This window comes from Planomonospora antibiotica (assembly GCF_014647955.1).
Lineage (GTDB): Bacteria > Actinomycetota > Actinomycetes > Streptosporangiales > Streptosporangiaceae > Planomonospora > Planomonospora parontospora.
Map to the genome: position 1 here is coordinate 1 of NZ_BMQE01000033.1, position 25,591 is coordinate 25,591.

At 71.4% G+C, this 25,591-nt stretch carries 18 protein-coding genes; 6 read left to right on the plus strand and 12 right to left on the minus strand.

The window, feature by feature from the left end:
- Positions 1–36 precede the first annotated feature (36 nt).
- Positions 37–2,385, minus strand: coding sequence for a BREX system serine/threonine kinase PglW (gene pglW / locus IEZ06_RS25205; RefSeq protein WP_189239163.1), 2,349 nt, complete (start codon positions 2,383–2,385; stop codon positions 37–39).
- Positions 2,386–2,784: 399 nt separating this feature from the next.
- On the opposite strand from pglW, the gene IEZ06_RS25210 reads away from it, so the two are divergent.
- Complete coding sequence (locus tag IEZ06_RS25210; protein WP_229798650.1) at positions 2,785–4,152, plus strand: ADP-ribosylglycohydrolase family protein; 1,368 nt, start codon at positions 2,785–2,787, stop codon at positions 4,150–4,152.
- Between the two features lie 63 nt (positions 4,153–4,215).
- On the opposite strand, the gene IEZ06_RS25215 is transcribed toward IEZ06_RS25210, so the two are convergent.
- The 4 genes from IEZ06_RS25215 to tgmA all read right to left on the minus strand — a co-directional run bounded on the left by IEZ06_RS25215 (position 4,216) and on the right by tgmA (position 8,167).
- On the minus strand, positions 4,216–5,619 hold the full coding sequence (locus IEZ06_RS25215) for a helix-turn-helix domain-containing protein (RefSeq protein ID WP_189239164.1): 1,404 nt from the start codon (positions 5,617–5,619) through the stop codon (positions 4,216–4,218).
- 156 nt (positions 5,620–5,775) lie between these two features.
- Positions 5,776–6,972, minus strand: coding sequence for an ATP-grasp peptide maturase system methyltransferase (tgmC, locus tag IEZ06_RS25220; protein WP_189239165.1), 1,197 nt, complete (start codon positions 6,970–6,972; stop codon positions 5,776–5,778).
- Complete coding sequence (tgmB, locus tag IEZ06_RS25225; protein ID WP_189239166.1) at positions 6,969–7,913, minus strand: ATP-grasp ribosomal peptide maturase; 945 nt, start codon at positions 7,911–7,913, stop codon at positions 6,969–6,971. Before tgmB ends, tgmC begins: the two co-directional genes overlap by 4 nt.
- Entirely contained in the window at positions 7,913–8,167 is a 255-nt protein-coding gene (tgmA, locus tag IEZ06_RS25230; RefSeq protein WP_189239167.1) for a putative ATP-grasp-modified RiPP, read from the minus strand. The genes tgmB and tgmA overlap by 1 nt, the downstream gene beginning before the upstream one ends.
- A 404-nt stretch (positions 8,168–8,571) precedes the next feature.
- Here tgmA and IEZ06_RS25235 point away from each other — a divergent pair, with 404 nt between their 5' ends.
- Positions 8,572–9,081 carry an ATP-binding protein gene (locus IEZ06_RS25235; protein WP_229798659.1) on the plus strand — a complete coding sequence of 170 codons (510 nt, stop codon included), beginning with the start codon at positions 8,572–8,574 and terminating at the stop codon, positions 9,079–9,081.
- Positions 9,082–9,197: 116 nt separating this feature from the next.
- Here IEZ06_RS25235 and IEZ06_RS25240 read toward each other — a convergent pair whose 3' ends face one another.
- Entirely contained in the window at positions 9,198–9,692 is a 495-nt protein-coding gene (locus tag IEZ06_RS25240; protein WP_189239169.1) for a TIGR00725 family protein, read from the minus strand.
- A 134-nt stretch (positions 9,693–9,826) separates the two neighbouring features.
- On the opposite strand from IEZ06_RS25240, the gene IEZ06_RS25245 reads away from it, so the two are divergent.
- Positions 9,827–12,295 (plus strand): tetratricopeptide repeat protein, encoded by a 2,469-nt coding sequence (locus IEZ06_RS25245; protein WP_189239170.1) that lies wholly within the window; start codon positions 9,827–9,829, stop codon positions 12,293–12,295.
- A 486-nt stretch (positions 12,296–12,781) separates the two neighbouring features.
- Here the strand turns inward: IEZ06_RS25245 and IEZ06_RS25250 are convergent, their stop codons facing one another.
- Both IEZ06_RS25250 and IEZ06_RS25255 read right to left on the minus strand, forming a co-directional pair.
- Positions 12,782–13,843, minus strand: coding sequence for a ParA family protein (locus IEZ06_RS25250; RefSeq protein ID WP_189239171.1), 1,062 nt, complete (start codon positions 13,841–13,843; stop codon positions 12,782–12,784).
- Positions 13,840–15,018: an ATP-binding protein gene (locus IEZ06_RS25255; RefSeq protein ID WP_189239172.1), complete on the minus strand. Its 1,179-nt coding sequence runs from the start codon at positions 15,016–15,018 to the stop codon at positions 13,840–13,842. Before IEZ06_RS25255 ends, IEZ06_RS25250 begins: the two co-directional genes overlap by 4 nt.
- A gap of 278 nt (positions 15,019–15,296) precedes the next feature.
- On the opposite strand from IEZ06_RS25255, the gene IEZ06_RS25260 reads away from it, so the two are divergent.
- The gene (locus IEZ06_RS25260; RefSeq protein ID WP_189239173.1) at positions 15,297–17,078 is read left to right on the plus strand and encodes a PD-(D/E)XK nuclease family protein; all 1,782 of its coding nucleotides are present in this window, start codon (positions 15,297–15,299) and stop codon (positions 17,076–17,078) included.
- Positions 17,079–17,121: 43 nt separating this feature from the next.
- Here the strand turns inward: IEZ06_RS25260 and IEZ06_RS25265 are convergent, their stop codons facing one another.
- Positions 17,122–18,285 (minus strand): DUF418 domain-containing protein, encoded by a 1,164-nt coding sequence (locus IEZ06_RS25265; RefSeq protein WP_189239174.1) that lies wholly within the window; start codon positions 18,283–18,285, stop codon positions 17,122–17,124.
- 239 nt (positions 18,286–18,524) lie between these two features.
- Positions 18,525–19,715, minus strand: coding sequence for an OmpA family protein (locus IEZ06_RS25270; RefSeq protein ID WP_189239175.1), 1,191 nt, complete (start codon positions 19,713–19,715; stop codon positions 18,525–18,527).
- Between the two features lie 407 nt (positions 19,716–20,122).
- Here IEZ06_RS25270 and IEZ06_RS25275 point away from each other — a divergent pair, with 407 nt between their 5' ends.
- Both IEZ06_RS25275 and IEZ06_RS25280 read left to right on the plus strand, forming a co-directional pair.
- Positions 20,123–21,238, plus strand: a complete 1,116-nt coding sequence (locus IEZ06_RS25275; protein WP_189239176.1) for an ADP-ribosylglycohydrolase family protein — start codon at positions 20,123–20,125, stop codon at positions 21,236–21,238.
- Positions 21,239–21,385: 147 nt separating this feature from the next.
- A complete protein-coding gene (locus IEZ06_RS25280; RefSeq protein WP_189239177.1) occupies positions 21,386–23,557 on the plus strand; it encodes a hypothetical protein in 2,172 nt (723 codons plus the stop codon).
- 184 nt (positions 23,558–23,741) lie between these two features.
- On the opposite strand, the gene IEZ06_RS25285 is transcribed toward IEZ06_RS25280, so the two are convergent.
- Together IEZ06_RS25285 and IEZ06_RS25290 are read right to left on the minus strand one after the other, a co-directional pair.
- Complete coding sequence (locus IEZ06_RS25285; RefSeq protein ID WP_189239178.1) at positions 23,742–24,329, minus strand: TetR/AcrR family transcriptional regulator; 588 nt, start codon at positions 24,327–24,329, stop codon at positions 23,742–23,744.
- An 18-nt stretch (positions 24,330–24,347) separates the two neighbouring features.
- The gene (locus IEZ06_RS25290) at positions 24,348–25,346 is read right to left on the minus strand and encodes an aldo/keto reductase (protein WP_189239179.1); all 999 of its coding nucleotides are present in this window, start codon (positions 25,344–25,346) and stop codon (positions 24,348–24,350) included.
- Positions 25,347–25,591 lie beyond the last annotated feature (245 nt).

A 25,591-nucleotide genomic window follows, 5' to 3' on the forward strand; every position in this document is an offset into this window, starting at 1 on the left:
CTCGACCTGCAGAAACAGCCAAGTCGACAGCAGGGATCACGGCTTAACTACGCGGCCTTGCTTCTTGGCCTCGCGGTGCAGGGCGCGCTGGAAGAAGTCCACGAGCCCGTCGCGGATCGCGGGGTCGAACGCCTCCGTGGCGAGTGTGGGCGGCCCCTCGGTGAAGCGCGCCTCGGTCTTGCCGTCGCCCCACTCGGGCAGCTCGCCCGAGGCCATCTCGTGCAGGGTGACGGCCAGGGCGTACCGCTCGGCGTGCGCGTCGTAGACCTGGCGCGACGCCGTGCCGAGGAAGGGGTCGAGGTAGCCGGGGGTGCCCGCCTCGATCTCCTTCACCGAGATGCCGGCCAGGCTGAAGTCGAACAGGACGAGCTGCCGGGTGCGGTTGGGCCGGACCCGGATGGCGATGTTGTCGGGCTTGATGTCGCGGTGGGTGACGCCCTCGCCCTCCAGGAAGTCGACCGCGCCGAACAGGTAGTCGCTGAAGACCTCCAGCTCGTCCGGGCTGAGCCGGCCGTCCTCGCGGATCTTGCGGGCGACGGTGAGCTCACCGGCGTGGTCGAGCACGATGAGGGTGCGCCCGCCGACGCGGAGCGGCTCGTCCCGGACCAGCCGGATCACCCGGGAGTCGTTGCCCAGGCGGCGCAGCACGGCGGCCTCGTGCTCCAGCCGGGCCGCCTTCTCGTCGGAGAGGGCGACCTTCAGCACCTCCTTCTTGCCGGAGGTGAGGTTCTCGGCGAGGAAGGCGCGGGACGTCGAGCCGGTGCCGAGCCGCTTCTCGATCCGCCAGGTCCCGCCGACGACGTCTCCGGGGCGCGCCTCGAGCGGGTCGGCCTCCTCGGCCTCGGGGACGGTCTCTCCCTCGGGGTGGACGCTCTCCGGGGCGGTCGCCTCCTCCTCGACAGCTTCGAGCATCTCGAGGAACTCCGCCACCGTGGTCAGGCGCTGCGACGGCACAGGGGCGGTGGCCGCCTGCACCATCTCGTCCATGAACTCGGTGATGGAGTCGGCGACCGTGGACGCACGCAGGCCGTTCTCCTTCGAGAGCCGCGCGAACAGCTCGGCGCGCTTCTCGGCCGGGGGCTGCCCGGTGAGCAGCAGGTAGGCGAGCGTGCCGAGGCCGAACACGTCCATCGCCACCGGGTCGGGAGCCGGCGCCGTGAACTCCGGCGCCAGGTAGGCACGGGCCGAGGCCTCGATGTGCGCGCTCGCGTGGCTCGTCACGGAGCTCGGCAGCATCGTCCCTGCGGTGCCGCCCGCGGACTCGGAGCCGCGGGTCGCGGTCTGCCAGTCGCTGATCTGGAAGCGCGGCCGGAGCCAGCCGGACTCACCGGAGGCGGTGGGGCTGACCAGGACGCTGCGCGCGGACAGGGCCCGGTGGTAGAGGTGCCTGCCGTGGGCGTAGGAGACCGCCTCGGCGAGCTCGCGGATCACGCCGAGACGCGTGTCCAGGTCGAGGCGGTCGCCGTACTGGGCGATGTAGTGGTCGAGCCGCATGGCCTCCGGGTGGTGCCGGAAGATCAGCGCCGGACCCGCCTCGTGCGGCTCCATGGTGTCGACCTGGACGATGCCGGGGTGGCTGATGCCGTGCAGCACGAGCATCTCCCGCCGGGCGGCCCGCTCGATGCTCGCGCGCATCGCCTGGTCGGCGTTGCGCTCCACCAGGTAGATGCGGATGCGCCGCTTCTCGGCCTTGATCTGGGCGTGCGTGGCGTGGTGGTCCTGCCAGGTCGGCCCGGTGTCGAACGGCCGCGCGTCCAGCTGCCACGACCCGACCTGGAAGTGACGGCGGCTGCGGGCGATGCCCACGTCCTCCAGCAACGTCGTGAACTGCTTCGACAGCGTCGGCGTCAGCCGGCGGCGGTCGTCGTGGGGCGGGACGCGGAGCAGGTCGTTCCAGATCTCCGGGAGGGCGTCCTGCCCGTCGGTCCCGTAGACCCCGTGCAGGTGGTGCTCGGGGAGCTGGACCTGCAGGGAGGGGACGGACAGGAAGACGGCGGCCCTGATGAAGGGGATCTGCTCGGTCAGCTTCCGGGCGGTGGCGGCACGCTGCAGGAGCGTCTTGAGCTGCTTGGCCTTGGAGTCGGCCAGGTGGAGCGGGTTGTCGAAGATCCGGGTCGCGCCGCCCGCCGGGCCCTGGTGGATCCAGTTGGAACCGCTCGCGGTCAGCCTGCCGTGCAGGCTCTTGATCTCGACGAGGAAGAGACCGGCCGGTCCCGCGACCAGCAGGTCGACCTCGCGCACGTGCCCGGTGTCGGCGGTGAAGGTGAAGTTCGACCACGCACGGTGCGGCTCCGTGCCGGGGAGCAGCTTGCGAATGTAGTCGAGGGCCTCACGCTCGTGCTGGAACTGCGAAGGCGTGATCGTGGTCCATCGGCCCTCCTCCATGCTCCACAGCCTCCTTCAGCAGGCACTTGTCTGCATATGACGACAGCCAGGATAGACGCGCGAGGGCAACCTCATGGAAGATCGTTCCGCATCCGCAACCGTCCGCTGTGTCCATCCACCCCAGGTCAGGCCAAGACCACCCATCCGCCGGACAAGTGAAGATTAAAACATCGTTTCCTCGTGTGTCGAGTTCACACGCTATACGTGAATGGCGAATCGAGTCAACAGCCGACCGTCGAGCCGAGGAGCGGCACTTGGAAAGGTTGGACCGTTCCTCCAGGAAATGGAAGTCCTGACCGACGTGCACCTGCGCAAGGCTCGCCTCTCGAACCGAGCGCCCAGCCCACCACCCGCATCGTCTCTCGCCGCCCGGGTATGGCAGTAGGGGTGGGATCTCGAGTGTTCCTCCTCGCCCACATAACCGACACGATCATCCGCTTCCGCGATGTCGGCGCGGAGCCGCATCTACTGTCCACCCTCGCCGACCGGTGCAGGTGGGTGCAGGTGATCGACATCACCAAGTCAGAAACTCGGGGAGACGACATGTCACTGGACATGGAACGACTGGCGTACGCGAGTCGGGTCAGGGGCTGTCTGCTCGGCGGCGCCCTGGGGAACGCACTCGGCTGGCCGCTCAGCTCCACGACGCTGAAAGAGATCCACCACAAGTACGGCCCGGACGGTGTGCAAGGGCTTGTCCCCGACCGCGACGGCTACATCGGACGGATCTCCGACGACACCCAGCTCACCCTCTTCACCGCCGAGGCCCTGATCGGCGCCCACGCGAGAATGACCCAGAAGAAAGGTGGGACAGATCCATCCCGGATAACGATGACGGAGATGGGGTCGATCCTGTCCGCAAGAGTGCGGGGCGCCTACCTGCGCTGGCAGTGCACTCAGACGCACACATCCCCTTCAAAGATAGTTTCCACAGAAGATCCTTTGGAGGATCATTTTCGAAGGACTGGTCATCTGATCAATCAATCCTGGCTCTACGCCGTCCGCTCTCCCGGAAAGAGCACATTAACCGGCCTCACACACGAATTCGAGCCTCCACCAGAAAGACCCGACGGCACACCGGGGCCGGTTAACCCAGAGTCCAAAGGTTGCATGTCCACAGTGCGATCCTCCCCCTTCGGACTCGTGCGTGACGATCCTGAGCTGGCTTTCAACATGGCGGCGAGCTGCGCTCGGATCACACACGGCCACCCGACAGGGTATTTCTCCGCCGGCGCGTTCGCCTTCATCATAGGTCGACTGGTGGAGGGGTCTTCCTTGAAGGGCGCTACCCAAGAGGTCCTGCGGGTCCTCACTACGGTCCGGAATCACGAAGAGGTCTCCAGAGCACTTCAGAAAGCACTGAGCCTCGCCGAGGAGGGCGCACCGACACCCGAGAGCGTTGAAAAACTAGGAAGAGGATGGGTCACCGAAGAAGCACTCGCCATAGCGGTCTACTGCGCCCTGGCACGGCAGGACATGAGCCCTTCCAAAGATTGGCCAAAGAAGCAACTCTCACCTCTCCAGAGGAGCTTACTGCTCTCGGTAAATCATTCCGGCGACAGCGACTCCACAGGATCCATGTGCGGAAGCCTTCTCGGAGCGACACACGGAGACACAGCACTCCCAGGAGACTGGATCCACCAACTGGAAGGGCGGAAAGAGATAATCGAGATAGCAGACGATCTGTCCCTGCAGGTCTCAGAGCCGTTCCGCATGTCCTACAACGACGAGTGGCTGACGAAGTATTCGGTCACCAGGCCCGAATAAGACAGCAAGCAACGCCGATTAAAAATATTTCTTACAAAGAAAGCAGAACGAGCCCGAGGGCGATCAAGCCTGCAAGGAGATCTCTTCCGGCTGAGAAACGAGTTCTTCAGCCAGATGAGCGCGAAACTCCTTGACCTGTACGACCGTGCCGTACGGCTTCAGCCGGTCGGAGAACTTCCGGATGCGGCCGACGAGCCGCGTGGAGGTCAGCGACCTGGCCATCGGTACGGCGGCCCGTGCCGAGTCGACGGCCTGCTCCACCTCCCCCATGCCGAGATGCGCCTCGGCGAGGTTGACCCGGTTGAGCTGCGCCGACCGGAGACGGCGCTCGTCGTACTCACGCAGCGCGGCCTCCGCACAGGCCACGGCCCGCTGGTGCTCACCGATGAGGAACCAGCAGCGGCCTCCTTCAGCGACGACCTCCGTCGGCGCGAACCAGGTAACCCAGGCCGGATCGCGCTCGGTGGTGCCCCGCGCGTGCTCTCCCTCGACTTCAGCGAGCAGCCGCTCCACCCGCCTGACACCGTGCTCGTCACGGGTCTCGGCCAGATTCACCTGCAGGGCCGTCGCCCACGCCTCCCTGCTCAGCAGCCACGCCATGACCCGCGGTGGCGCCTGCACCCGGCGGGCGGAGTCCACCGCGGCACGTGCCAGCCGTACCGCCCAGGCTGGCTGCTCCAGGTGGATCGCCTGGTGTGTCATGGTCGTCAGCACCCAGACGCCCACCAGCGGGTCGCTTCCGGCCTTCGCCAGTTTGAGCGCCTGGCCGAAGTAGTGCTGGGCCTGCCCGTGACGGCCCAGGTCGTAGGCAGTCCAGCCCGCGAGCAGGGTCATCCCTGCCGCCGCCGTCATCAGCTCGGTTCCGACCTTGCCGTCGTAGCGGCCGCGCAGCAGCGGCGCCACCGTGGTGTTCAGGTAGTCCACGACGGCCGGCCGCACCAGCCCCGCACCGAACCGACGGTCCATCTCCACGAACGCCTGGCGTGCCTCGGCGATCCGCCGCACGTCGGCAGGGCCTACGGCCGGTCCTGACCCGAGATGGGCCGAGGATCCGGCGGGGGCTCCGTAGACCCATTCCGAGAGCCAATTCCCGAAGGCCGCCGGTACGAACGGCAGCGCGGCCAGCACGTGACGCCGTTCCGGATCCACGTCGCACCTCCACAAACGCCCGGCTGCCTCGACGGTAGCCGCGAGGGACAGGTCGCTGAAGTCCGGGACGAGCCAGGCTTCCGTATCGACCGGCTCCCGCCCCTCCACCCACCGCTCGACCTCGGCCGCCTCTACCCCGAACACCTCGGCCATCCGCGCCCGGTAGACCGGCCGGATCTCCTGGCGTCCCCGCTCCCACCGGCTCCACGTCGTCGGAGAGACCCACAGCGCCTCGGCCATCGCCTCCTGGCTCAGGCCCAACCGCTTGCGCGCCCGCACCAGCTCCGGACGCCCCTCGCCCCGGCCCGACCCGCCCATGAACCACCCCTCACGACCCGAAGTCGCCGACTGACGACTCATTGTCACCGGACGCGCCGTGAATTCCCCGCCCGCTGCCGGAAACGACCGGAAAACGACCACCCGGCGCAGAGACACCCGCCCAGGACACGGCACCCACCTGGCAGCAGGACCGGATCAGCCCGGCAGGCGCCAGCACAGCGCGGGCGCGTCCGGCAGGAACACCACCTGCTCACCTCCACTGACCCGCAGCCGGAACGCCTGCTGTTCCGGCGCCCCGGCCTCGTGCCACGCACCCAGCGCGGCCTCGATCCGGTCCCAGATCCGTATCGGCCCGCTCTGCCGTACGGTCGTCCGCCCTTCCGAGACCTCGTGCAGCCATGCCCACGAGCCGGTGGCGTGATCCACCAGGCAGCAGGCGGGCTGCTCATCGTCCGGGTAGCAGACCGTGACGGACGTCGCAGTGGGCATAGCGAGCTGCGCGATCCAGAGGGACGTCCACTCATCGAGCACCTCGGCGCCGAAGACGGCGGCGCGCCGCTCCCCCTCCCGCGGCGGCAGTTCCCCCGGCGGAGGCGCGGCATGCGGACGGGCGGGCATGAACGACACCGTCCCCGGCAGGAACTCCCCCTCCGCCTCACCGGGACCGGTGAGGGTCAGCCGAGCCAGCGCCGAGCCGTACAGCCAGCCCGAGAGCGTGGCGAGGACGAGCCCGCCGGGCCGTACCTGCTCCAGCCAGGTACCGGGGATGTTCCGGACCGCGCAGGTGGCGACGGCCCGGTCGTACGGCGCCCCGGCGGGATGCCCGGCCAGGCCGTCACCGACGACGAGGGCCGGACGGTATCCGGCGCGGTGCAGCGCGTCCCGCGCGCGGGCGGCCACGCCGGGATCCACCTCGACGGAGGTGACCAGGCCGGCCCCGAGCCGCTCGCACATCAGGGCGGTGGAGTAGCCGGTGCCCGTGCCGATCTCCAGCACCCGGTGCCCGTCCTCCACCCGCAGGTCTTCGAGCATCCGCACGACCAGGCCCGGCATGGTGGACGAGGAGGTGGGGGTGCCGCGCACCTCACCGGCCGCTTGGTCCGGCTCGGCCGGGCCGTCCCGGCCGTCGAGCTGAGTCACCCAGCTCTCGTCCGTGTACGCCAGGCCGAGCCACCGTTCGGCGCCGAGGTCCGCCGCGGCGAGCGGTTCCCACCGCGTCCAGGTCTCCGCGTCGACGCGCCGGTAGATCCGCTCGCCGAGGAACACCTCGCGCGGGACAGTCTCGACGGCCCGCCGCCACTCCAGGGAGCGCAGATCACCTCTCCGGGCGAGCTCGTCGGCGAGGGTACGGCGGAGCCGCACAGCGAGATCGTCATCGGTGCGAGCAGTCATGCGATGTCCTCCAGAAGCAGGTCGGCGACGGCCTCCGCGATCGGCACCCCGGTGGCCTCCTCCAGCCACCCCCACTGGCCGTTCGGATTGCACTCCAGGAATACCGGGGTGCCGTCACGGTCGAGGGCGAAGTCGAAGGCGCCGAAGCTCAGGCCGAGCGCGGCGAGGAAGGAGCGGGCGGAACCGGCCAGGCCGTCCGGGGGTTCGATCGCGGTGTGGACGGCCCGGTCCGGGTCCTGCCGCCAGTCGAGAAGCTCCGACTCGATCCGGACGCAGAACACCCGCTCCCCCACGACGGTCACCCGCAGATCGGCGGTCTTGTCGATGCGGACCTGGAACAGGTGCGCCGCGTGACCGACCGTCTCGTCCAACGTGCCCGGCTCTACCGGCGTCGTCCAGATGGTCGACATCTTGCCTCCTCCGCCGGTGTAGGGAGTCATCCGCAGCGGCTTGTAGACGATCGGGCCGTGCTCGGCCGCGAACCCCCGGGCGTCCGCCACACTGTTGGTGATCAGCGTGGCGGGGACCGTGAATCCGGCTTCGCCGGCGACGGTGAGCTGGAGCGGTTTGTGCTCGGCCGCCATGATCTTCCACGGGTGGTTGACGTACCGGCACGGCAGCGTCGCCAGGACCCCGCCGAGTCCGTAGCGGGCCTGGGTGGCTGTAAACCGTTCGGTCTCGGACGGATCATCCCGCAGGTAGGGGGTGGGCCGCCGGTAGTAGACGGCCCGCACGCGTTCCAGGTCGACGTGGCGGGAGGCGGTGGCCAGGCGGCCGCGCGGCCGGTCCCTGAACCAGGCGGAGAACGTAGCGGAGGCCGGGAAGTCGATACCCGGATCGAAGCGGACCACCCGCGCCCCTCGCCCGTGCAGGTGGCCGATCACCATGTCCGCGGTCGGGTCCTCCAGGCAGGTGAGGACCAGCACCGCCTCACCGGTCATCAGTCGCTGTCGTAGTCGGTGGACGCGGTGTCGTCGGAGGAGGTGGGGCTCTTGCCGTCCCCTCCACCGGTCGCCAGCGACCTGCTGGTCTGCTTGTTGGTGCCGTGCTTGCCCGCTTCGATCGGCCGGCCACCGGGGCCGATGTAGACGGCCCGCTGAGACACGGGGTCGAGGCGGACTTCGGCGACCGGCGTGGGATCCGTGAGCGGGTAGGGGGTCATGCGGGCAAGTGCCCACGGGGTCGTGACGGTCATGGCGTGTCCTTCCGCTTGGGGGAACGGGTTCCCGGAGTCGTCCTACGGCCACTGATTGTCACCGTCCATGCCCTCACCGTGTTCACTCCTTGATCGGAACGACCGGTTAACGACCACCCGGCGCGACGATCCGTACGGCGGGCGGCAACGATCACCTCCGGACGGTGATCCGCGGGGTGAACGGCAACGCCCGCACCGGGATCTTCTCCCTCCGGCTCCGAGGACGTCTGCTGGGGTTCACAGTCATCCTCAACCCATGGAGCGTGGACATGCGGCCAGCCCCCAACGGCCCTGCCGATCTTCCAGATCTTCCAGCCGGGCTTCCACCCGTCCCTGCACCACAGACCAACTCTGGGCGGCAGACCGTTCGGGAGGTCTCCGCAGGCGCTCTCACCGACGTGAGCATGCTGGTCATACTCCTGCAACCCGGCTCGGCCTCCCGCCGGGCCCGTGCCGTCGTCCGGGAGGCACTCCGGGCCGAGGGCCTGTCCGACGCCGACATCACCGATGCCGAGACGGTCGTGGCCGAGCTCGCTGCCAATGCAGAGACACACGCCCACCCGCCGTACGAGATCCGGATCTTCAGCCTGGCCGGCGTCCCCACCTGGTGTGAACTGGTCGACGGTGAGCCCGACCTGGGCTGGATTCCGGCCATTCTCGACCGTTCCAGCGAGCAGACGGCCCTGGATCTGTTCCCGGGAACCGATGCGGACCTGCTACCGGAGAGCGGTCGGGGCCTGTTCCTCGTCCGTGAACTCACCGATGGCCACTGCCGCGCCTACGCCACGACGGCCTTCGCAACCGATGCCCCCGCCAAGGCCGTCGCATTCGCCCTGCCTACCTGCTCTGGCACCCGCCTGACCTGCCCGCCCATGCTCCGCCTCGCCCGCCATCGGGTGCGCCTCCAGCGGTAGCCCTCTCATCGCATCCGACTTCAGCGGACCCATCACACGACGGGCCGGAGCCGCGCCGCTCCGGCGATCACCTGGCGGCCCGGCGGCGCCGATTCCTGACAGACCCGCTCCAGAAGTCACCGGCCGGGCCGGAGCCGGTCGGGCCAGAGCCTGGTGAGCGCCAGCGCCTCCTGCGGCGTCGAGGCGTGCTCGACGCCGGTGAGCGGACGCCCGTCGCGGTCCAGGACCCGCCAGCCGCCGAGCTGGACCACGGGGACACCGCCCCGGCGCATCGCGAGCGCCAGCTCCGACAGCGTGCCCCACGACCCGCCGATGACGATCACGGCGTCACCCGAGTTGACGATGATGGCGTTGCGCGCCTCCCCGGCGCCGGTCGGGATCACGATGGAGAGGTCGGGGCAGGCGTCCGCCCGGTCCGCCCCGGACAGGACGCCCACCACCGTCCCGCCCGCCGAGCGGGCCCCGGCCGCCACTGCGGCCATGACCCCGGTGCAACCGCCGCAGATCACCACCGCGCCGCGCTCCGCCAGCAGCCGGCCGACCTCGCGGGCGTTGGACTCGTCTTCGCTCGTGCAGTCACGCGGACCGCACACCGCCACCTGAATCACCACGACAGGACCCCTCTGCAACCAGCCCGCGCCCGTCGGAGCGGCCCGTGGCCGATCCCTTTGGACCGTTTCGCTAGAACCTGATATAGGGCAGTATTTCCCTCACTGTCACCTTTGATGATGTTTGCGAAGGACTCATGGATCTCGAAGCGGCCCATGCCCACCTCCCCTGGATCGTCGAGCCCCTGCGCGATCTCCTCAGACGGGCGGAGGCGGCCGGTCTCGAGGTCCAGCCGTCCCTTCCCGGCCTGCTCGATGATCCGCAGAGCGTCGTCCAGTCGTTCGTCTCCGAGGTCCTCAGGCTCGCCGAGGCGTTCCAGCAGCGCGGCCGGGCGGCCGACCGGGAGGCCGCCTGGCGGGTGATCGTCGCCCTGCGGCAGCCGTTCGCCCTCACCGACCCGCTGAAGTACGCCGATGCCCTCGGCATGCTCGGCGAGATCCTCACCCGTCAGCAGCGGTGGGAGGAGGCGTTGGAGGTGTCCGAGGAGGCCGCGTCCGTGCTCCGTCCGCACGTCGCCGACGGCGAGGTCTTCTGCGGCCTGTACGCGCGGGCTGTGCGCGACTGCGGCACCAGTCTGGCCGAGCTCGGCAGGGTGGCCGAGGCCGCCGCGGCCAAGCGGGACGCGCTGCGCTACTACGACGTCTGCCTGCGCTCCAGTCCCCGCTACCGTCCGGATGTGGCGCTGACCTGCCATGAGCTGTTCGACCTGCTCATGCGGGGCGGAGAGGCCGATGAGGCGCTGGAGGCGTGCGACCTCGCCATCGGGCTGATGCGGGAGTTGCCCACCGAGTTCCCGCAGTTCCGGTCCCGGCTGGCGCTCGCCCTGCGCGACCGGGCGAGCGCGCTGCTCCGGCTCGGCCGCGGCGAGGAGGCGCTGGAGCCCGGTATGGAAGCGATCGCGGCCTACCGGGAACTGGTCGAGGAGGACCGCGGCCATCTGCCGTTCCTGGCGCTGGCCCTCCAGCTGATGTCCGACCCGCTCTCGGCCGCCGACCGGGACGATGAGGCCCTGGAGACCGCGGCGGAGGCCGTACGGATCGCGGAGGAGCTGGGACCCGACAGCGGTCTGGTCCGGCCTCTGGCCTGGATCTCCTACGGCGGGCGGCTCATCGAGCGAGGCCTGTTGATGGAGGCCAAGGAGGCGTATCTGGCGGCGGTACCGAACTCCGAGCCGCTCCGGGGAGAACTGGCCCCGGCCCTCCAGCACCTGTCGCAGCTGCTCGCCGGCGAAGGGCGCCTCACCAAGGCCGCGGCGGTCGCCGCCGTGGCCGCCCGCCTCTACAAGCTCCTGGTCAGGGACGACCCGGACTGGACCACCCCGCAGGCCGGTCTGCTGGGCTGGCTGGCGGAGCTGGACTTCCGCTGCGGGCGGTACGAACTCGCCCTGCGCAACGCCGAGCGGGCCGTGAACGCCGCGGAAGCCTCCGGCGACCGGGAGTGCCTGGCCCGGGCGAAGGGCCACCTAGGCAGCAGCCTGGCCGGGTGCGGCCGCCACGAGGAGGCCGAACGGGCCGACCGGGAGGCGCTGGAGCTCTGGCAGGGGCTCGCCGAGCAGGACCCGGAGACCTATCGAGGCCCGCTGGGCGGCGCCTGGAACAACCTGGCCAACAAGCTCGGCGCCCTGGGCAGGACCGAGGAGGCCGCGGCGGCCGCGCAGAGGTCTGTCGAGCTCTACGAGCGGGCCGATCTCCGGCACGAACTGGCCAACTCCCTCAACGGTCTGGCCGTACGGCTGCACGAGCTCGGCCGGGACGAGCGCGCCCGGGACGCCGCGACCCGCGCCGTGGCCTGCTATGACAGGCTGATCGCCGACGAACCCCGGCATCTGCGGAACCTCGCCGTCGTGCTGCACAACCTCGCCGGCTACCACGAGGCCCTGGGCGACCTGGAGCGAGCGTGGGAGGCGGCCGACCGCGCCGCGGGTATCCGGCACCGCCTGTACGGCATGGACGCGGAGGCGTTCCGGGACGACCTGGTGCTCTCCCTGCGCAGGGCCTCCGACTACGCGTCGGTGCTCGGCAGGTTCGACCGGGCCGTGCACGCCGCCTCGATCCGGGTCGAGGTGGCCGAGGCGCACGGGGAACCCGGCGTCGAGCTGGCCGAGGCCCTGGTCGACCTGGGCGGCCTGCTGACCGGAGTGGATCGGATCGAGGAGGCGGCGGAGACCGTCGAGCAGGCCGTGGAGCTGGCCGCCGCGATCCCCGAGGTGCCGGGCCTGCACGCCTTCTACCTGGACCGGCTCGCCTGGTGCCGGGCCGAGCTGGGCCACCCCGAGGAGGCCGTACGGCTGGCCCGGCGCGGCGTCGCGCTCCTCGAGCCGATCGCCGGCGACGACCGCGACCCGCACTTTCCGGAACTCGGGGTGCTCCTCGGCGACCTCTCCGGCTACCTGATGGCCTGCGGCCGCCCGATCGAGGCCCTGGAGGCGGCGGGGCGGGCCGTGTCCGTCCGTGAGCGGCTGGCCGCCATGGACCCCGGGCGGTTCCGGCCGGTCCTGGCCGGGTCGCTCCGGCGGCTGGGCGACGTGCTCGCCGCCCTCGGACGGCAACGACCCGCCGAGGAGGCACGGCGCAGGGCGGAGGAACTGGCCGAGCCCGCCGACTAGGCCACCGTTCGGTTGCACCCGGCGGATACTCCGCGGCCGAGGCGGTCCTGGAGAGCCTGCACGCAGCGGCGCTGCCGGAGAAGCTGATCTCGGACGGCCACGCCGGGTTCCTCTTCTACCAGCGACAGGCGCACGAGGACGCGGGCAACGCGCTGGATCGGCTCGGTGACCTGGAGAACGCCGCCGCGTGCATGCAGGACTCCGGGCTGATCTACGACCGGACGGCAGGAGGGAAACAACGAATCCCAGATGAAAGCCGTCGCAGTCCAGATCGCCGAGCTGGCCGTCAAGGACGACTTCGAGCCTGTGGTCATCGCATCGGTTCCAGGCGACCCGGGCACGATCAAGGCGCTCCTGGAGCAGTACAAGATTCCGACTGCGGGCAAGGCGAACCTTTACCAGCCGGGGCCTGTGCTCGCGGTTCTCAAAGGGCTCGAGACCCGGCTGTCTTTCGAAGCCAAGCAGTTCGAGGACATGCCGGCCGCCTCATTCCTGTGCCGTCTCGGCTCTGTCCGCCTCGTTGAGCCTGCCGAGAACCCGCTGGGCCAGTTCCCGGAACTCGCTGTGACATTTGTGCACGTAGGTCTGGGTGCTGCCGAGTGCTCCGTCAGCGGCCTTCAGGTCGAACATCGGCTTACGCGCATCATGCGCGAGAGGCATGAGGCTCTGGTAGTTCCGCAGCGTCGCGATCTCGTACGACCGCCCCGGTACGGCGCCGGGTTCGTCGTCCAGCACCGAGGTGCCGAACACCGCCGGAATGCGTTCCAGCCACCGCTCGTAGGCCTTGACCGGCCGGTCGAGGCGCATGGTGGGCTGCATGATCACATAGCCCAGCGGGCGCATCTTCCCCGAGGGCGCGGGGATCGACGACGGGACGTTCGGCAGCACGGTCTTCTGCCACGTCGCCCGCCAGGTACGCAGCGTCGGCCCGAGGTTGCGCAGCCCTCTCAGCGAGAACAGATCCGCCGCGAGCGGCATGAGCACCGTGTCCGCCGCCAGAAGAGCGGCACGGTTGATGGCACCGAGGTTCGGCCCCACGTCGACGAGGACGATGTCGGCGTTCACCTTGCGGGCGGCGTCATCGATGATCCGGTGGAACGCTGTGATGGTACGGATGGCGGCCAGGTCGCCGACGAAGCAGCGCGGCCAGGCCTCGGAGAGCCGATCCTCGAACGCGCTCAGTTCCAGGTCTCCCGGCACGAGCCAGAGACCGTCGACGATCTGGACCGGCTCGTAGAACGCGACGTCACCGAGCCCTTCCATGATCGGTTTCACCGACGCCGCGACCGTACCCGTCTCCCGGGTGATCCGGCGTGGCAGCGGACCGATGAGCGCGAGTTGTTCACTCCCCCAGGCGGGGCTCTCCGGTTCCGCCCAGAGGATCGCCAGATCGTCCTCGTCGAGGAACGCCGACGTCAGGTTGGACTGGGGATCGAGGTCCACGGCCAGTACCCTGTGCCCGAGCCGCTGGAACATGTGAGCCAGGTGGTAGGTGAGCGTCGTCTTGCCGACGCCGCCCTTGTTGTTGAAGAGCGCCATCGAGATCATTCTGCTCTCCTCAAGGTCACCGACCACGATGAGTCGTCGACGAGAAACTCCGCTGGAGGGTTGCCGTTCCCGGCGAGGGAGGCCTGGATCCGGCCGATCCCCCGTCCGAACCTGTTGACGTAGCCGAGCGACTTCATCGCCGCGGCGAGCGACGGGTTCCGGAAGTCGCTCACCCGGTCGAAGTTGTCCGGACGTACCTGCCCGTACGGCCCGCCGGGATTGGTGATCTCGATCCTGTCGGCGAACCAGAGCACGCGGATGGGCGCGTAGGAGGTCTCGTAGTTGCGGTGCATGACCGCGTTCATGCACGCTTCGCGCAGTGCAGCGAAAGGATAGTCGGGCCGCTGCCTTTCCCGGAATCCCTCCTCCTCGACCACCTGAGTGTGCAGGTGACCGCGGAGCAGCGGATCGAGCCGCCCGGCAAGGTCGACGACGTTGACCCGGAGTTCCTGATCATCGGCGATGGGCGCGTCCTGCCCCGCCCCGTCGTACCGTACGAACTGCAGATAGGCACCGGGAATGAAGCCGCTCGGGTTGAATCCGAGAACGAGCAGGCCGAGAACCGTCGGCGTGCCGGTCAGGTCCGCCATGCGGAGACTCGCCAGTTGGAGCGCCTCAGGGCGTCCGTTCTCCTCGATGACCTCCGGAGAGACCACCGACGGCAGATAGGTGGATCGGAACAGTGTCATGTCAAGGTCGTCCAGCGTGCTGCCGGGCGTGCTCCGTCCGTCGAAAGGGCCGTCGAATGCCCGGCGGCGCTCCGCCAGCACCCGCTCGTCCTCACGCGTCGCTCTGCGCGTCGTCGGGCCGGGGCGCACCCAGACCACGCCGTCGTAACGGACCGGCGGAGTCGCCGAAGCCTCGACATGGACGCGGATCACGGTCCCGCCCTTGAAGACGGCCGTCTCGACGGTCATCGAGGGCCGGTCCAGGATCTGCCCGCTGTCCCGGTAGTCGGTCAGTCTCCGCAGTTCCTCATCCCCGGTTCTGACGTTGAGCACCGGCTCGCCTTTGTCGTCCACTCCGATGAGCAGGTCACCACCGCCACGCCCGCACAGGTCGTTGGCGAACGCGCAGATCGCCTGCCCGATCTTGTCCCGGCTGGAGGCCGACTGCTTGAACCCCAGGACGGTGCTCTCCCTGTCACCCAGCAGGTCCGCGAGGTCTGTGGTCATGTCAGTCATTGTCCTGCCCGCTCCCCGGCCGTATCGATCGATACGGCCGTACGATCATGGGGCATCACCTGCGAGGACTGACTGTACGGCCGAGAACGACCAGCAGGCTACCAAATCCGCCTACGGCGCCGATCATGGAAGGCGCGTCCAGCGGGGAGCCGCCTGGTCCACCTCGCTGCCGCGCCCGTGTTTCCCGTACATCATCCACAAGGGGGCCCCAGCACAAGTACAAGAAGTGCTATAGATCCTACGGAACGTGATCCCCACCAGGAGACCCGATGCCCCTCCACACCGAGCTCACCGGCAATCCGGACGTCGTCCGGCTCTCGGCGAGCGCCCTCGACCGCCGCGAGCGGGACTGCCCCGCGTTCGCCGCCGCCAAGGCCTATCCCGCGATGCGGCCGGTGGTCCGCGACCGGCGGCGCTACCCGCCGTGGGCGTCCTTCCCCCTCGGCCTGGTCATCTCGGCGCTGGACTTCGTCGAGTACGACGGCTACGACCCGGACGTCGCGGCCGAGATGGCGGTCGAGGAGAGCCGTGACCCGGTGCACCGGGGCGTGGCCCGCTGGATCCGGCACGCCTGCCGCACCTACGTGGAGACATCGGAGAGCCTGGCCGCCGAGCTGGCCGCCGAGGGCGTCGAGCTCCACCTGGACGGGCGGCCCCGGGTCGTGCAGCACGGCACACGGGGCGCCTCGGCGGTGGAGATGCGCGCGCTGACCGCGTGGGGCCGCTGGTACGCCTCGCCGGACGGCTCGGTCGTCGAGTTCCGCCGGCTGCGGCTGCGCCGTCCGACGGGGCGGAAGAGCGACCACTCCACGCTCGCCATGGCGTACGTCGCGGCGGCCGGGGACCGGGTCGTCGACCCCCGCGACATCTACCAGGCCGTTCCCATCCCGGTCGAGTCCGGCGGAGTGCGGCCGCAGCGGATCCGGGTGGTCGAGATGGGCCTGACCGACGCCGACGCCCGGGTGCTCGTCGACGCGGCCCCCGAGGAGGTACGGCAGGCGTACCTGGACTCCGTCAGGCCGGTGGCCGCGCGTCTGCTGACCGACGACCGCCGGGCTCCGGGGTCCGACTGCGCCGGGTGCAGGCTGTTCGGCTCCTGCGAGGCGCTCGCCCGGACGCCGGGGCTGCTCGGGCTGCCCGGTCCTGGGACGCACCGCCGTACCTGGTCGGTCACCACGGCCCGGCAGTACCAGGTCTGCCCCGCGCAGTCGCACCTGCGCGACCTGCACCTGCCTGCGGAGGAGGCCGCGGGCCCGGCGGTGCGGCGCGGGCTGCTGGTGCACCAGTGGCTGGAGACCGCTCACGGCAGGCCACGGAAGCGGCCGTGCACGCTCGACGACCTGCCCGACCCCACCGGGAGTTTCCACGGCCTGGCCGAGCGGTTGATGAACTGGGACGAATACCAGCAGATCTGGCCCTACCTGATCCAGCACGTGGACGTGTGCCCGCTGCGCGGGCCCGGGGAGATCACCGGCGTCGCGCCGGAGCCGAGGGTGGCCGCCTACGACTCCGCGGCCGACGTCGTGGTCGTCGCCAACCCGGACCTGCTGCGCCGGGTGGACGGCCGCCTGGTCTACCGGGAGCAGAAGACCTCGCTGACGGACCGCGGCATCACCGCGGAGAACGCCCTGGAGCTGGTCCCGCAGCTCGCCCTGGCGGTCTGCCTGATCGCGGGCGGCGTCTTCGGGGACACCGCCGGGACCGTCGAACTGGAGCAGCTCACTCCGGCCTCGGGCACGGTCATCGAACTCGACGCGGCCGATCCCGGGGTGGTCGCCGCCGCGCGGGCCGTCCTGGCGGAGCTGGCCGGTCCCTGGCACCGGGACACCGCCTTCCTGGCGACCCCGGGGCCCTGGTGCCGGTTCTGCCCCGTCTCCCGCTGGTGCGGCGACGCCTCCCGGGCGGACGAGGGGCCCTTCATCACGGTCGACGGCCTGGTGATCGACCCGGTCACCGGCGAGGTCCTGGAGTCGCCGGGCTGCACGACCAGCCGGGTCGAGGCGGTCACCGGCGCGCTCGCCGGGGCGGAGGACGACGAGCCGCCCTTCTGAGACCCGTCGCCAGCCGGCCGCAGGTGGCTAGGTCTCCCCTCGATCAGCGAGGGTTCTGCGGGGCCGCGGAGAGCAGGGTGACGCGTCGCAGCGCCCATTCGACCGGGCCCTGCCGGTGGCTGCGCAGCCACCGGGCGCTCAGCGTCAGCAGGACCGTGTAGATCACCGCGGCCACGCCCAGCACCGCGACCGGGGACAGCTCCCCCGCCAGCGCCAGGCCGTACCCGGTGAAGACCAGGCAGGCCAGCACCGACTGGCCGATGTAGTTGGAGGCCGCCATCCGGCCGGCCGGGGCCAGGGCGCCGGCGACCGCCGGGACCCGCTCCACCAGCGCCAGCAGGGTCACCACGTAGGCGGCCGACAGCAGCGGGGAGGCCACGTTGTTGACCGCCAGGCCGACCAGCTCCATCACGCCGGACGTCTGGGACGACCAGGTGAAGAAGACCGCGGCGGGGAGGCCGACGCCGTAGCCCAGCCACAGGATCCGGGGGACCAGGTGGGCCCAGCGCTCCCGCTCCTCGAACAGGCGGGACTTCCCGGCCGCCAGCCCGAACAGGAACAGCGCCATCGCCATCGGGCCCTGGCCGAGCCACACGAACGCCGCGAGCATCGGGTAGGTCTCGACCTGGAACCGCAGGAAGTCCAGCGGCCCGCCGGTGACCAGCGCCTCGGCCCGCGCCGCGGCGGCCGTGTCGGCGACCGGGGCCGCCGCGCCGCCCGGGTCGAGCATGACGAGCCCGGCCAGCACGAGCCAGAACACCGACATCACGCCGATGATCCAGCAGCCGGCCTTGACGGCGGTCCTCGGCCTGATGTTGCGCATCGTCAGCAGCAGGAGGCCGAGCGCGGCGTAGAGGGTGAGGATGTCGCCGATCCAGAGCAGGAACCCGTGCGCCACGCCCAGGACGAACAGGCCCAGGCAGCGGCGGACCATGCGCGACTTGACCTTCTCGCCCCACGAGCGCATCTGCAGGGTGAAGGAGTAGCCGAACAGGAACGAGAAGATCACATAGAACTTGGTCAGCACCAGGGTGCCGACGACGAGGGCGACGGGGCCTTCGCTCATGGGCAGGGTGCCGATGCCGACGGCGTATCCGGGGTCGGCGAAGAAGCCGATGTTGGCGATCAGGATGCCGCCCAGCGCGAAGCCCCGCACGGCGTCGATCTCGTGGATGCGCCTGGACGCCGGCGCTGCGGTCTGGGTCATGCCCTCGATGCTAGGAACGTGGTGTACGGCGCACATCGGACTTCGGACGGGGGTTCCGCGACCAAAGTCGACGGCGGCGGCGATGGCCCGTGCGGTAGGCGAGGCGGGCCGGGCGGGACGAGACGACGGGCGGGACGGGCCGGACGGGCCAGGCCGGACGGGCCAGGCCGGACGGGCCAGGCCGGACGGGCCGGGCGAGGCGACGGGCGGGACGGGCCGGACGAGGCGACCGCCCGGGTTCAGGTGTCGGTGGAGACGACCACGCGGCGGTTCTTCGCCCGGTCCTCCTCGGTGGCGTTCGGCCGGACCGGCCGGCTCTCGCCGTACCCGGTGACCTTCAGCCGCGAGCGGTCCAGCCCTCCCCTGGTCGTCAGCCAGTCCAGGACCGCCTGCGCGCGGTCCCGGGACAGGGCGAGGTTGTAGGCGTCCTGTCCCTGGGAGTCGGTGTGGCCGTCGACGCGGACGATCGCGTCCGGGGCGGCCTTCCGGGCGATCTGCCGGGCGATGCGTTCCAGCTCCGCCGCGGCGGCCGGTTTGACGGCGGCGCTGTCGAAGTCGAACAGGACGTCCGCGTCGAGGCTGAAGGCGATCGTGTCCTCGCCCTCCAGAACCTCGCTCTCCCCGACCTCGTACGCCTTCAGCTCAGCCGCACGGATCTCCACGGCCCTCACCTCCACCGCGGGCACCTCCACCGCCGGTACCTCCACCGCCGGAATGCACTCCCTCCGGTCGTTGCACGTGTAGGGGCGGATGATGTACGGCCTGATGATGAAAGGGCGGATGATGAAGGGCCGGATGATGTACGGCCGGATCACATACGGGACGAGTCCTCTGCCCTCCGGCTCGACCTGGCACACCTCGGGCGTGGAGACGCCTTCGGCGTGGACCGCCTCGGTGCTGACGGCCTCGGCGCGTACCGGGTCGAGCTCGATGCCGCCCGCGTTCACGCCCGGGATCTCCACCGCGGGGATCTCCACGGCCGGGATCGTCACCGGCGGGATGCTCGCCGCGCCCAGGCAACCGCCGGGAGCGGGCTTGATCTCGGTGCACTGGGCGGGGACCCGCTGAGCGGGGATGTCCACCCCGGGAATGGTGACCGCCGGTATCCTCTCCCCGCCGATCTCGGCCTCGGGGATGTGGACCGGGTCGGCGTGCACGGCCGGGATCTCCACCGCGGGTATGAGCTCGCCGTGGAGGCAGCCGGTCGGCTCGACTGCGGGCTGCGGCGAGGCGGTCCCCTGCTCCGTGGACGCGGGAGAGGAGTCGGCGGCCGGCGGGGTGGGGGACGAGACCACGCGGGACCGGCGCTCCTGGCCGCTGCCGTCGCCGTTCCCGGCCCCGATGCCGGTCCCGCCTCCGGCCGGCGACGTGCCGCAGGCCGCCAGCGTGGCCGCGAGCAGAGCGGAGACGACGGCGACTGCTGCTCTCATGGAGGGCCTCTCCCTTGTGCGTCGACGAGACCGGCATCAGGCTGCGGATCTCCGTGGATGCCCCCGTCCGGAACGGTAGCCCAGAGGGATCTCGCGGAATACATCCGCCGGGTTGAAACCCGGCTCCACCTTCCGCGGTAGCGCCCCTCCACCTGTCGCGGTAGACGGCGTTGCCGGCGTCCCCGCCCTCGCCGAGCACACGACGCGCCAGGCCGGGTGCGTCGCCTTACGACTGTCCGCCATCGAGTCCCCACCGGCGCCGAGGAGGGGACGGGACGGGAGGCGGCGGGACGCGGGGTGGCGGTGGGGCGGTCGCTGCGGATCCCGTCCGGTGACGTCACGTGGTTCCATCTCCAGGGAGGCATCGGCGCCTCTCCCATCCGCCGACGCAGACGAGGATCCCGATCATGAACGACTCCGCGACCACCGTCCCGTACCGCTCCCGCGTACGGGGCTGCCTGCTCGGCGGCGCCGTCGGCGACGCGCTCGGCAACCCCGTCGAGTTCATGTCGCTGGCCGAGATCCGTGCGCGGTTCGGCCCGGCCGGGCTCACCGGCATGGTCGAGACCGAGATCACCGACGACACCCAGATGACCCTGTTCACCGCCGAGGGCCTGATCCGCGCCCGGCTGCACGGCGGCGACCCGCTGGCGGGCGTGCACGGCGCCTACCTGCGCTGGCTCGACACCCAGGACCACGCGGCCCCGCGCCCCGAGGACGGCGGCTTCCGCACCGGCTGGCTGCGCACCGAGCGGTGGCTGTACGCCCGGCGCGCCCCCGGCAACGCCTGCCTGTCCGGCCTGCGCTCCGGGATCACCCCTCCCCCGCCGGAGACGCCCCTCGGGCACGGACCCGTCAACCCCGGTTCCAAGGGCTGCGGCACCGTGATGCGCTCGGCCCCCTTCGGCCTCGTCCGCGCCTCCCCCACCTTCTCCGCCTCCTCCTCCGCCTCCTCCTCCGTCGCGGCCGATCCGGTCGCCCTGGCCACCGCCGCCGCCCGCATCACCCACGGCCACCCCACCGCCGCGATCGCCTCCGGCGCCCTGGCCCACCTCATCGGCCGGCTCGTCGACGGGGAACCGCTGCCCGCGGCCGTCGACTCGACCGACCGGATGCTGTCCGCCCTGGACGGGCACGGGCCCGAGCACCATGAGACCCGCGAGGCTCTGCGCGCGGCCCGGCGGCTGGCGGAGGCGGGCGGCCCCGCGCCGGAGAGGGTGGAGACCCTGGGCGGAGCCTGGATCGCCGAGGAGGCGCTGGCCATCGCCGTCTACTGCGCCCTCGTCGAGCCGGACCCGCGCCGGGCCCTGCTGCTGTCGGTCAACCACTCGGGCGACGCCGACTCCACCGGCGCCGTCTGCGGCAACATCGTCGGCGCGGCGTACGGCGAGGCCGCGCTGCCCGCCGACTGGGCCGCGGCCGTCGAGGGCCGCGACGCCGTCCTGCGGATCGCCGACGACCTCGTCGCCGCCTTCGGCGGTCCGGCCCGGGATCTCGCCGCCCGTTACCCCGCGGACCGGTGAACCGGCCGGTCCGGCAGAGGTGATCGGCACAGAGGGCGAGGTAACCCTACGCTTATGTGAACGCTGCAGATCATCGTCGGATACGCTTCACCCCTGATTTGCGGAGTGCCGGCCGTACGTCCCCCCGTTCGAAGGCGGTTTCTGCCCATGGCATCTCAGGTGACGCGGTTGTACCAGGCGGTGCTGCGTGACCGGGAGCCGCCGATCTCGATCCGGTTGCGCCGCACCTTCTCCGAGTGGACCGAGGCCAAGGGCTTCCCTCCGGCGAGCGCGGCCCGGGCCCGGACCGAGCACGAGACCGGTGGGGCCCGCCTGGTCATGGAGCGCCGGGGCGGCGGCTGCGGGCGCTACACGCTCGACGAGCCGCTCCCGGACGGGACCCTGCGCACGCAGGTGACCTACGCCGAGTCCGTGCCGGGCATGACCGGGTGGGTCGTCGTCACCGTGGAGCAGCACGGCGGCCGGGAGCCGGAGGCGGTCACCGCCCCCGGCTTCCTCCCGGCGTACCTGCGCACCGCCCGGATCACCGACGGCGCCGTGCACGTCGAGGACGCCCCGGTGGTGCTCGACGAGACCGAGGTGGACCGGTTCGTCCGGACGCTGGCCGACCCCCGCCGCCGGGTCCCGGCCGTGGTCGTCTCCGTGGACGCCCAGCGGCCCGAGGCGGCCCGCGCCCGCGCCGACCACCTGGCCGCCGCCCTCACCGGGGCGGCCCTGGTGGCACGGCTGGCGGACCTGCGCAGCCAGGACCGGTTCAACGAGGTGCTGGGCGAGCGGCTCGGCGTGTACGGCGGCGGCGTCCGCACCTACGTCACGCCGTTCGACCCCGCCGGGGAGCGCTACCCCGAGCGGCACCTGACCATGGGCGGTCCCCGGCTCCGCGCCCAGGGCACCGCCGCCCTCGGCGTGGTCGTCGACGGGGCGCTCGGCAGGACCGCCCGCGCCGAGCTCCCCGGCGACGTCCGGCGGACGATGGGGGCCGTGCGCCGGGTCCTGTCCGGCACGGCCGAGCTGGGCTCGATCGCCGCCGCGGCGGCCCCGGTGCCCGCTCCGGTCGACCTCAGCCGCGAGGAGCTGCGGCGCGGGATGATGGCCCTGACCCGGCAGCTGGTGCCGCCCGCCACCTTGGAGACGGCCTCGGAGACGGCCTCGGCGCGGTCCGCCGCCGTACCGCCTTCCACCGTGCAGTCCGCCGTCGCGCGGTCGGCGGCCGCGGGTCCGGGCGCCCCCGGAACCGCCGCCCCGGGAACCCACCCGGCCGCCGGACAGGGCTCCTCCCCCGCCCCTTCTCCGGCGGCCGGGCCGGTCGGCGACGCTCCGGCGCTCGACGTGGCCGGTCTCGTCCGGGCGGTGGCGGACGCGGTGGTCAAGGAGCTGCGCGGTGAGCTGGAGAGTGCGCTGAACCTGGCCGCGTCGTCCGCCTCCCCCGATGACGAGCCGGGTCGGCTGCTCCGCGAGATCCGCGTTCTCGGCGCGCACGTGGCCGGGCTCCGCGACGTCGTCGCCGAGCGGTGGCGGGACGGCCTTCCCCCGGTGGCCGGGGAGGCGGGGGCACCGGCGGACACACCGGCGGAAACACGGGTGGAGGACGAGCCCGGGGCACGGACGCGGGCGGAAGGCGGGTCCGGGGCACCGGCGGAGACACGAGTGGAGGGCGAGGCCGAGCGTCTCCGCCGCGAGCACCTGTTCCTCCAGAAGGAGTACGCCGACTCCGCCGCAGAGGCCCGAAGGCTGGCCTGGCAGGTGCGACGGCTGGAGCGGATGCTGGCCGAGGCTGGCCACCCGGCCTACGGCGCGCCCCCCGAGGAGGACGTCTTCGAGCCGACCGGTCTGGTGGACGTGCTGGTCAGGGCCCGGGCGACGCTGCGGCACGTCTCGGTCGGCGACACCGACGGCCCGGCCGCCCGGCTGGACCTGGACCACCCGGCGCTCTGCCGCACCTGGGCGGCCAAGGCGTGGGACGCCCTGTGCGCGCTGGACGACTTCGCCGGGGCGCGCTCCTCAGGGGCGTTCTCCGGCGGGTTCTACGACTGGTGCGCCAACGGTGCGGACGGCCGCCGCACCATCCCCACCGGGATGCTGGCCATGCGCGAGTCCAGGAGCGTGACGGGCAGCGCCAAGTTCAGCGAGCCCCGGGTCTTCACCGTCCCGCAGGAGGTGCATCCGGCGGGGCGGCTCCTGATGGAGGCGCACGTGAAGCTGCGGCCCGTCGGTTACCCGGCGCCGCGGATGTACTTCCACGACGACTCCGGCGGCGCCAGCGGCAAGGTCTGGATCGGCTACCTCGGGGACCACCTCCCCAATACCCGAACCAACTGAGGCGCCCGGGACCCCGCCCGCGCACCCGCACGCACCGCCGCGGCACCCGCACGACCGCCGCGGCACCCGCACGACCGCAACCCGCGGGCCTGCGGACCCACAGGCCTGCAGGCTCGCGGACCCACAGGCCTGCAGGTCCGCGGGTCCACAGGCCCGCAGGCCCGCGGGTCTCGGGCTCGTGCCGTCAGCCGGTCGCCCGCAGGCCCGCGAGCACCAGTGAGCAGACCGCGCCGAAGGCGGTGTCGATCTCCGGGGCGGACCATTCGGCGGCGTAGAGCGGGTTGTGGAAGCGGCCGGTCGCGTCCAGCACCGCGCGCGCGGTGACTTGCGGATCGCACGGGGCGAACGCGCCCTGCGCGACGCCGTCGGCGATGATCAGGGCGATCTCGCCGAGCAGGGCGTCGATGTGCTCGCCGACCACGGTGTCGCTCTCACCGGCGAGCACGGTGTAGGTGGCGAAGAGCTCCGGGTCGTCGAGGGCCTTGCGCCGCTTGGCCTCGAACAGGGCCGCCAGCCAGCGGCGCAGCCGCTCGGGGGCCGGGGAGTCCTCGGCGGCGAGCTCGGCCAGTCCCGCGTGGTTGCGGTCGAGCCAGCGCCGGGTGACCGCGGCGCGCAGCGCCGCCTTGGTGGGGAAGTGCCGGTACACGCTGCCGTGGCTGACCCCGAGGGCCCTGGCCACGTCGACCACGGTGGCCTTGGCCGGGCCGTAGCGGCGCAGGACGCCCTCGGTGGCGGCCAGGATCTCCTCGGCGGTCAGTGCACCCGCGGCCATCGTGTCCTCTCAGCGCCGTCAGCTGTCCAGGTGGGCCATCAGCGCCTCCGGGTATCGGGTCCCGGCGACCGCGTCCTCGATCGCGGCCAGGTCGACGGCGTCGAGGGCGACGGCGTCGAGGGCGACGTCGACGGCTCCCAGGGCCTCGGCGAGGCGGTCGCGGCGGCGGGCGCCGACCAGGGGGACGATGTCCTCGCCGCGCGAGAGCACCCAGGCGATGGCGGCCTGCGCCACCGTAACACCCTTCTGCTCGGCGGTCGCGCGCAGGGCTTCGACCAGGGCGAGGTTGCGGTCGAGGTTCTCGCCGGAGAAGCGCGGGCTCAGGCCGCGGAAGTCGCCGGGGGCGAGGGCGCGGTCCCGGGTCCAGTGGCCGCCGAGCAGGCCGCGGGAGAGCACGCCGTACGCGGTGACGCCGATGCCGAGCTCCCGGCAGACGGGCAGGGTCTCCGCCTCGATGTCGCGGGAGAACAGGGAGTACTCGATCTGCAGGTCGGCGATGGGGGCCACGGCGGCGGCCCGCCGGATGGTCTCCGCGCCGACCTCGGACAGGCCGATGTGGCGCACGCGGCCGGCCTCGACCTCCTCGGCGATGGCGCCGACGGTCTCCTCGACGGGCACGGCCGGGTCGAGGCGGGAGAGGCGGTAGACGTCGACGTGGTCGGTGCCCAGCCGCTGCAGCGTGTAGGCCAGGAAGTTCTTCACCGCGGCGGGGCGGCCATCGTAGCCGTTCCAGCCGCCGCCGGCGTCGCGCAGGGCGCCGAACTTGACGCTGAGGACCGCCCGGTCGCGAGCGCCGGTCCCGGCGGTGCGCAGGGCCTCGCCGATGAGCAGCTCGTTGTGGCCCATCCCGTAGAAGTCGCCGGTGTCCAGCAGGGTGACGCCGGCGTCGAGGGCGGCGTGGATGGTGGCGACGGACTCGGTCCGGTCCGCCTCTCCGTAGAGGGCGGACATGCCCATGCAGCCGAGGCCGAGGGCGGAGACGACGGGACCGGAGGCGCCGAGGGTGCGGTCGTGCACGGTGTGCTCCTTGGAGATGGTCGGTACGGGATCCGCTTGCACGATCACTATGTACTATGGGATGACAGATTTCAATATTTGTCAGTCCATAGTGTGCTCCCCCTCCCTGTGTCGCAGAGCACCGCCCGGGGACGGCCTGAGGACTCACGCCCCGCCACCGGCCGCCGATGAGAAGAGGCATCAGCACTCGGCGTGCATGTCGTGCCCTCGGCGGGCCGCACGCCGGACATCACGGCTCACGGAGG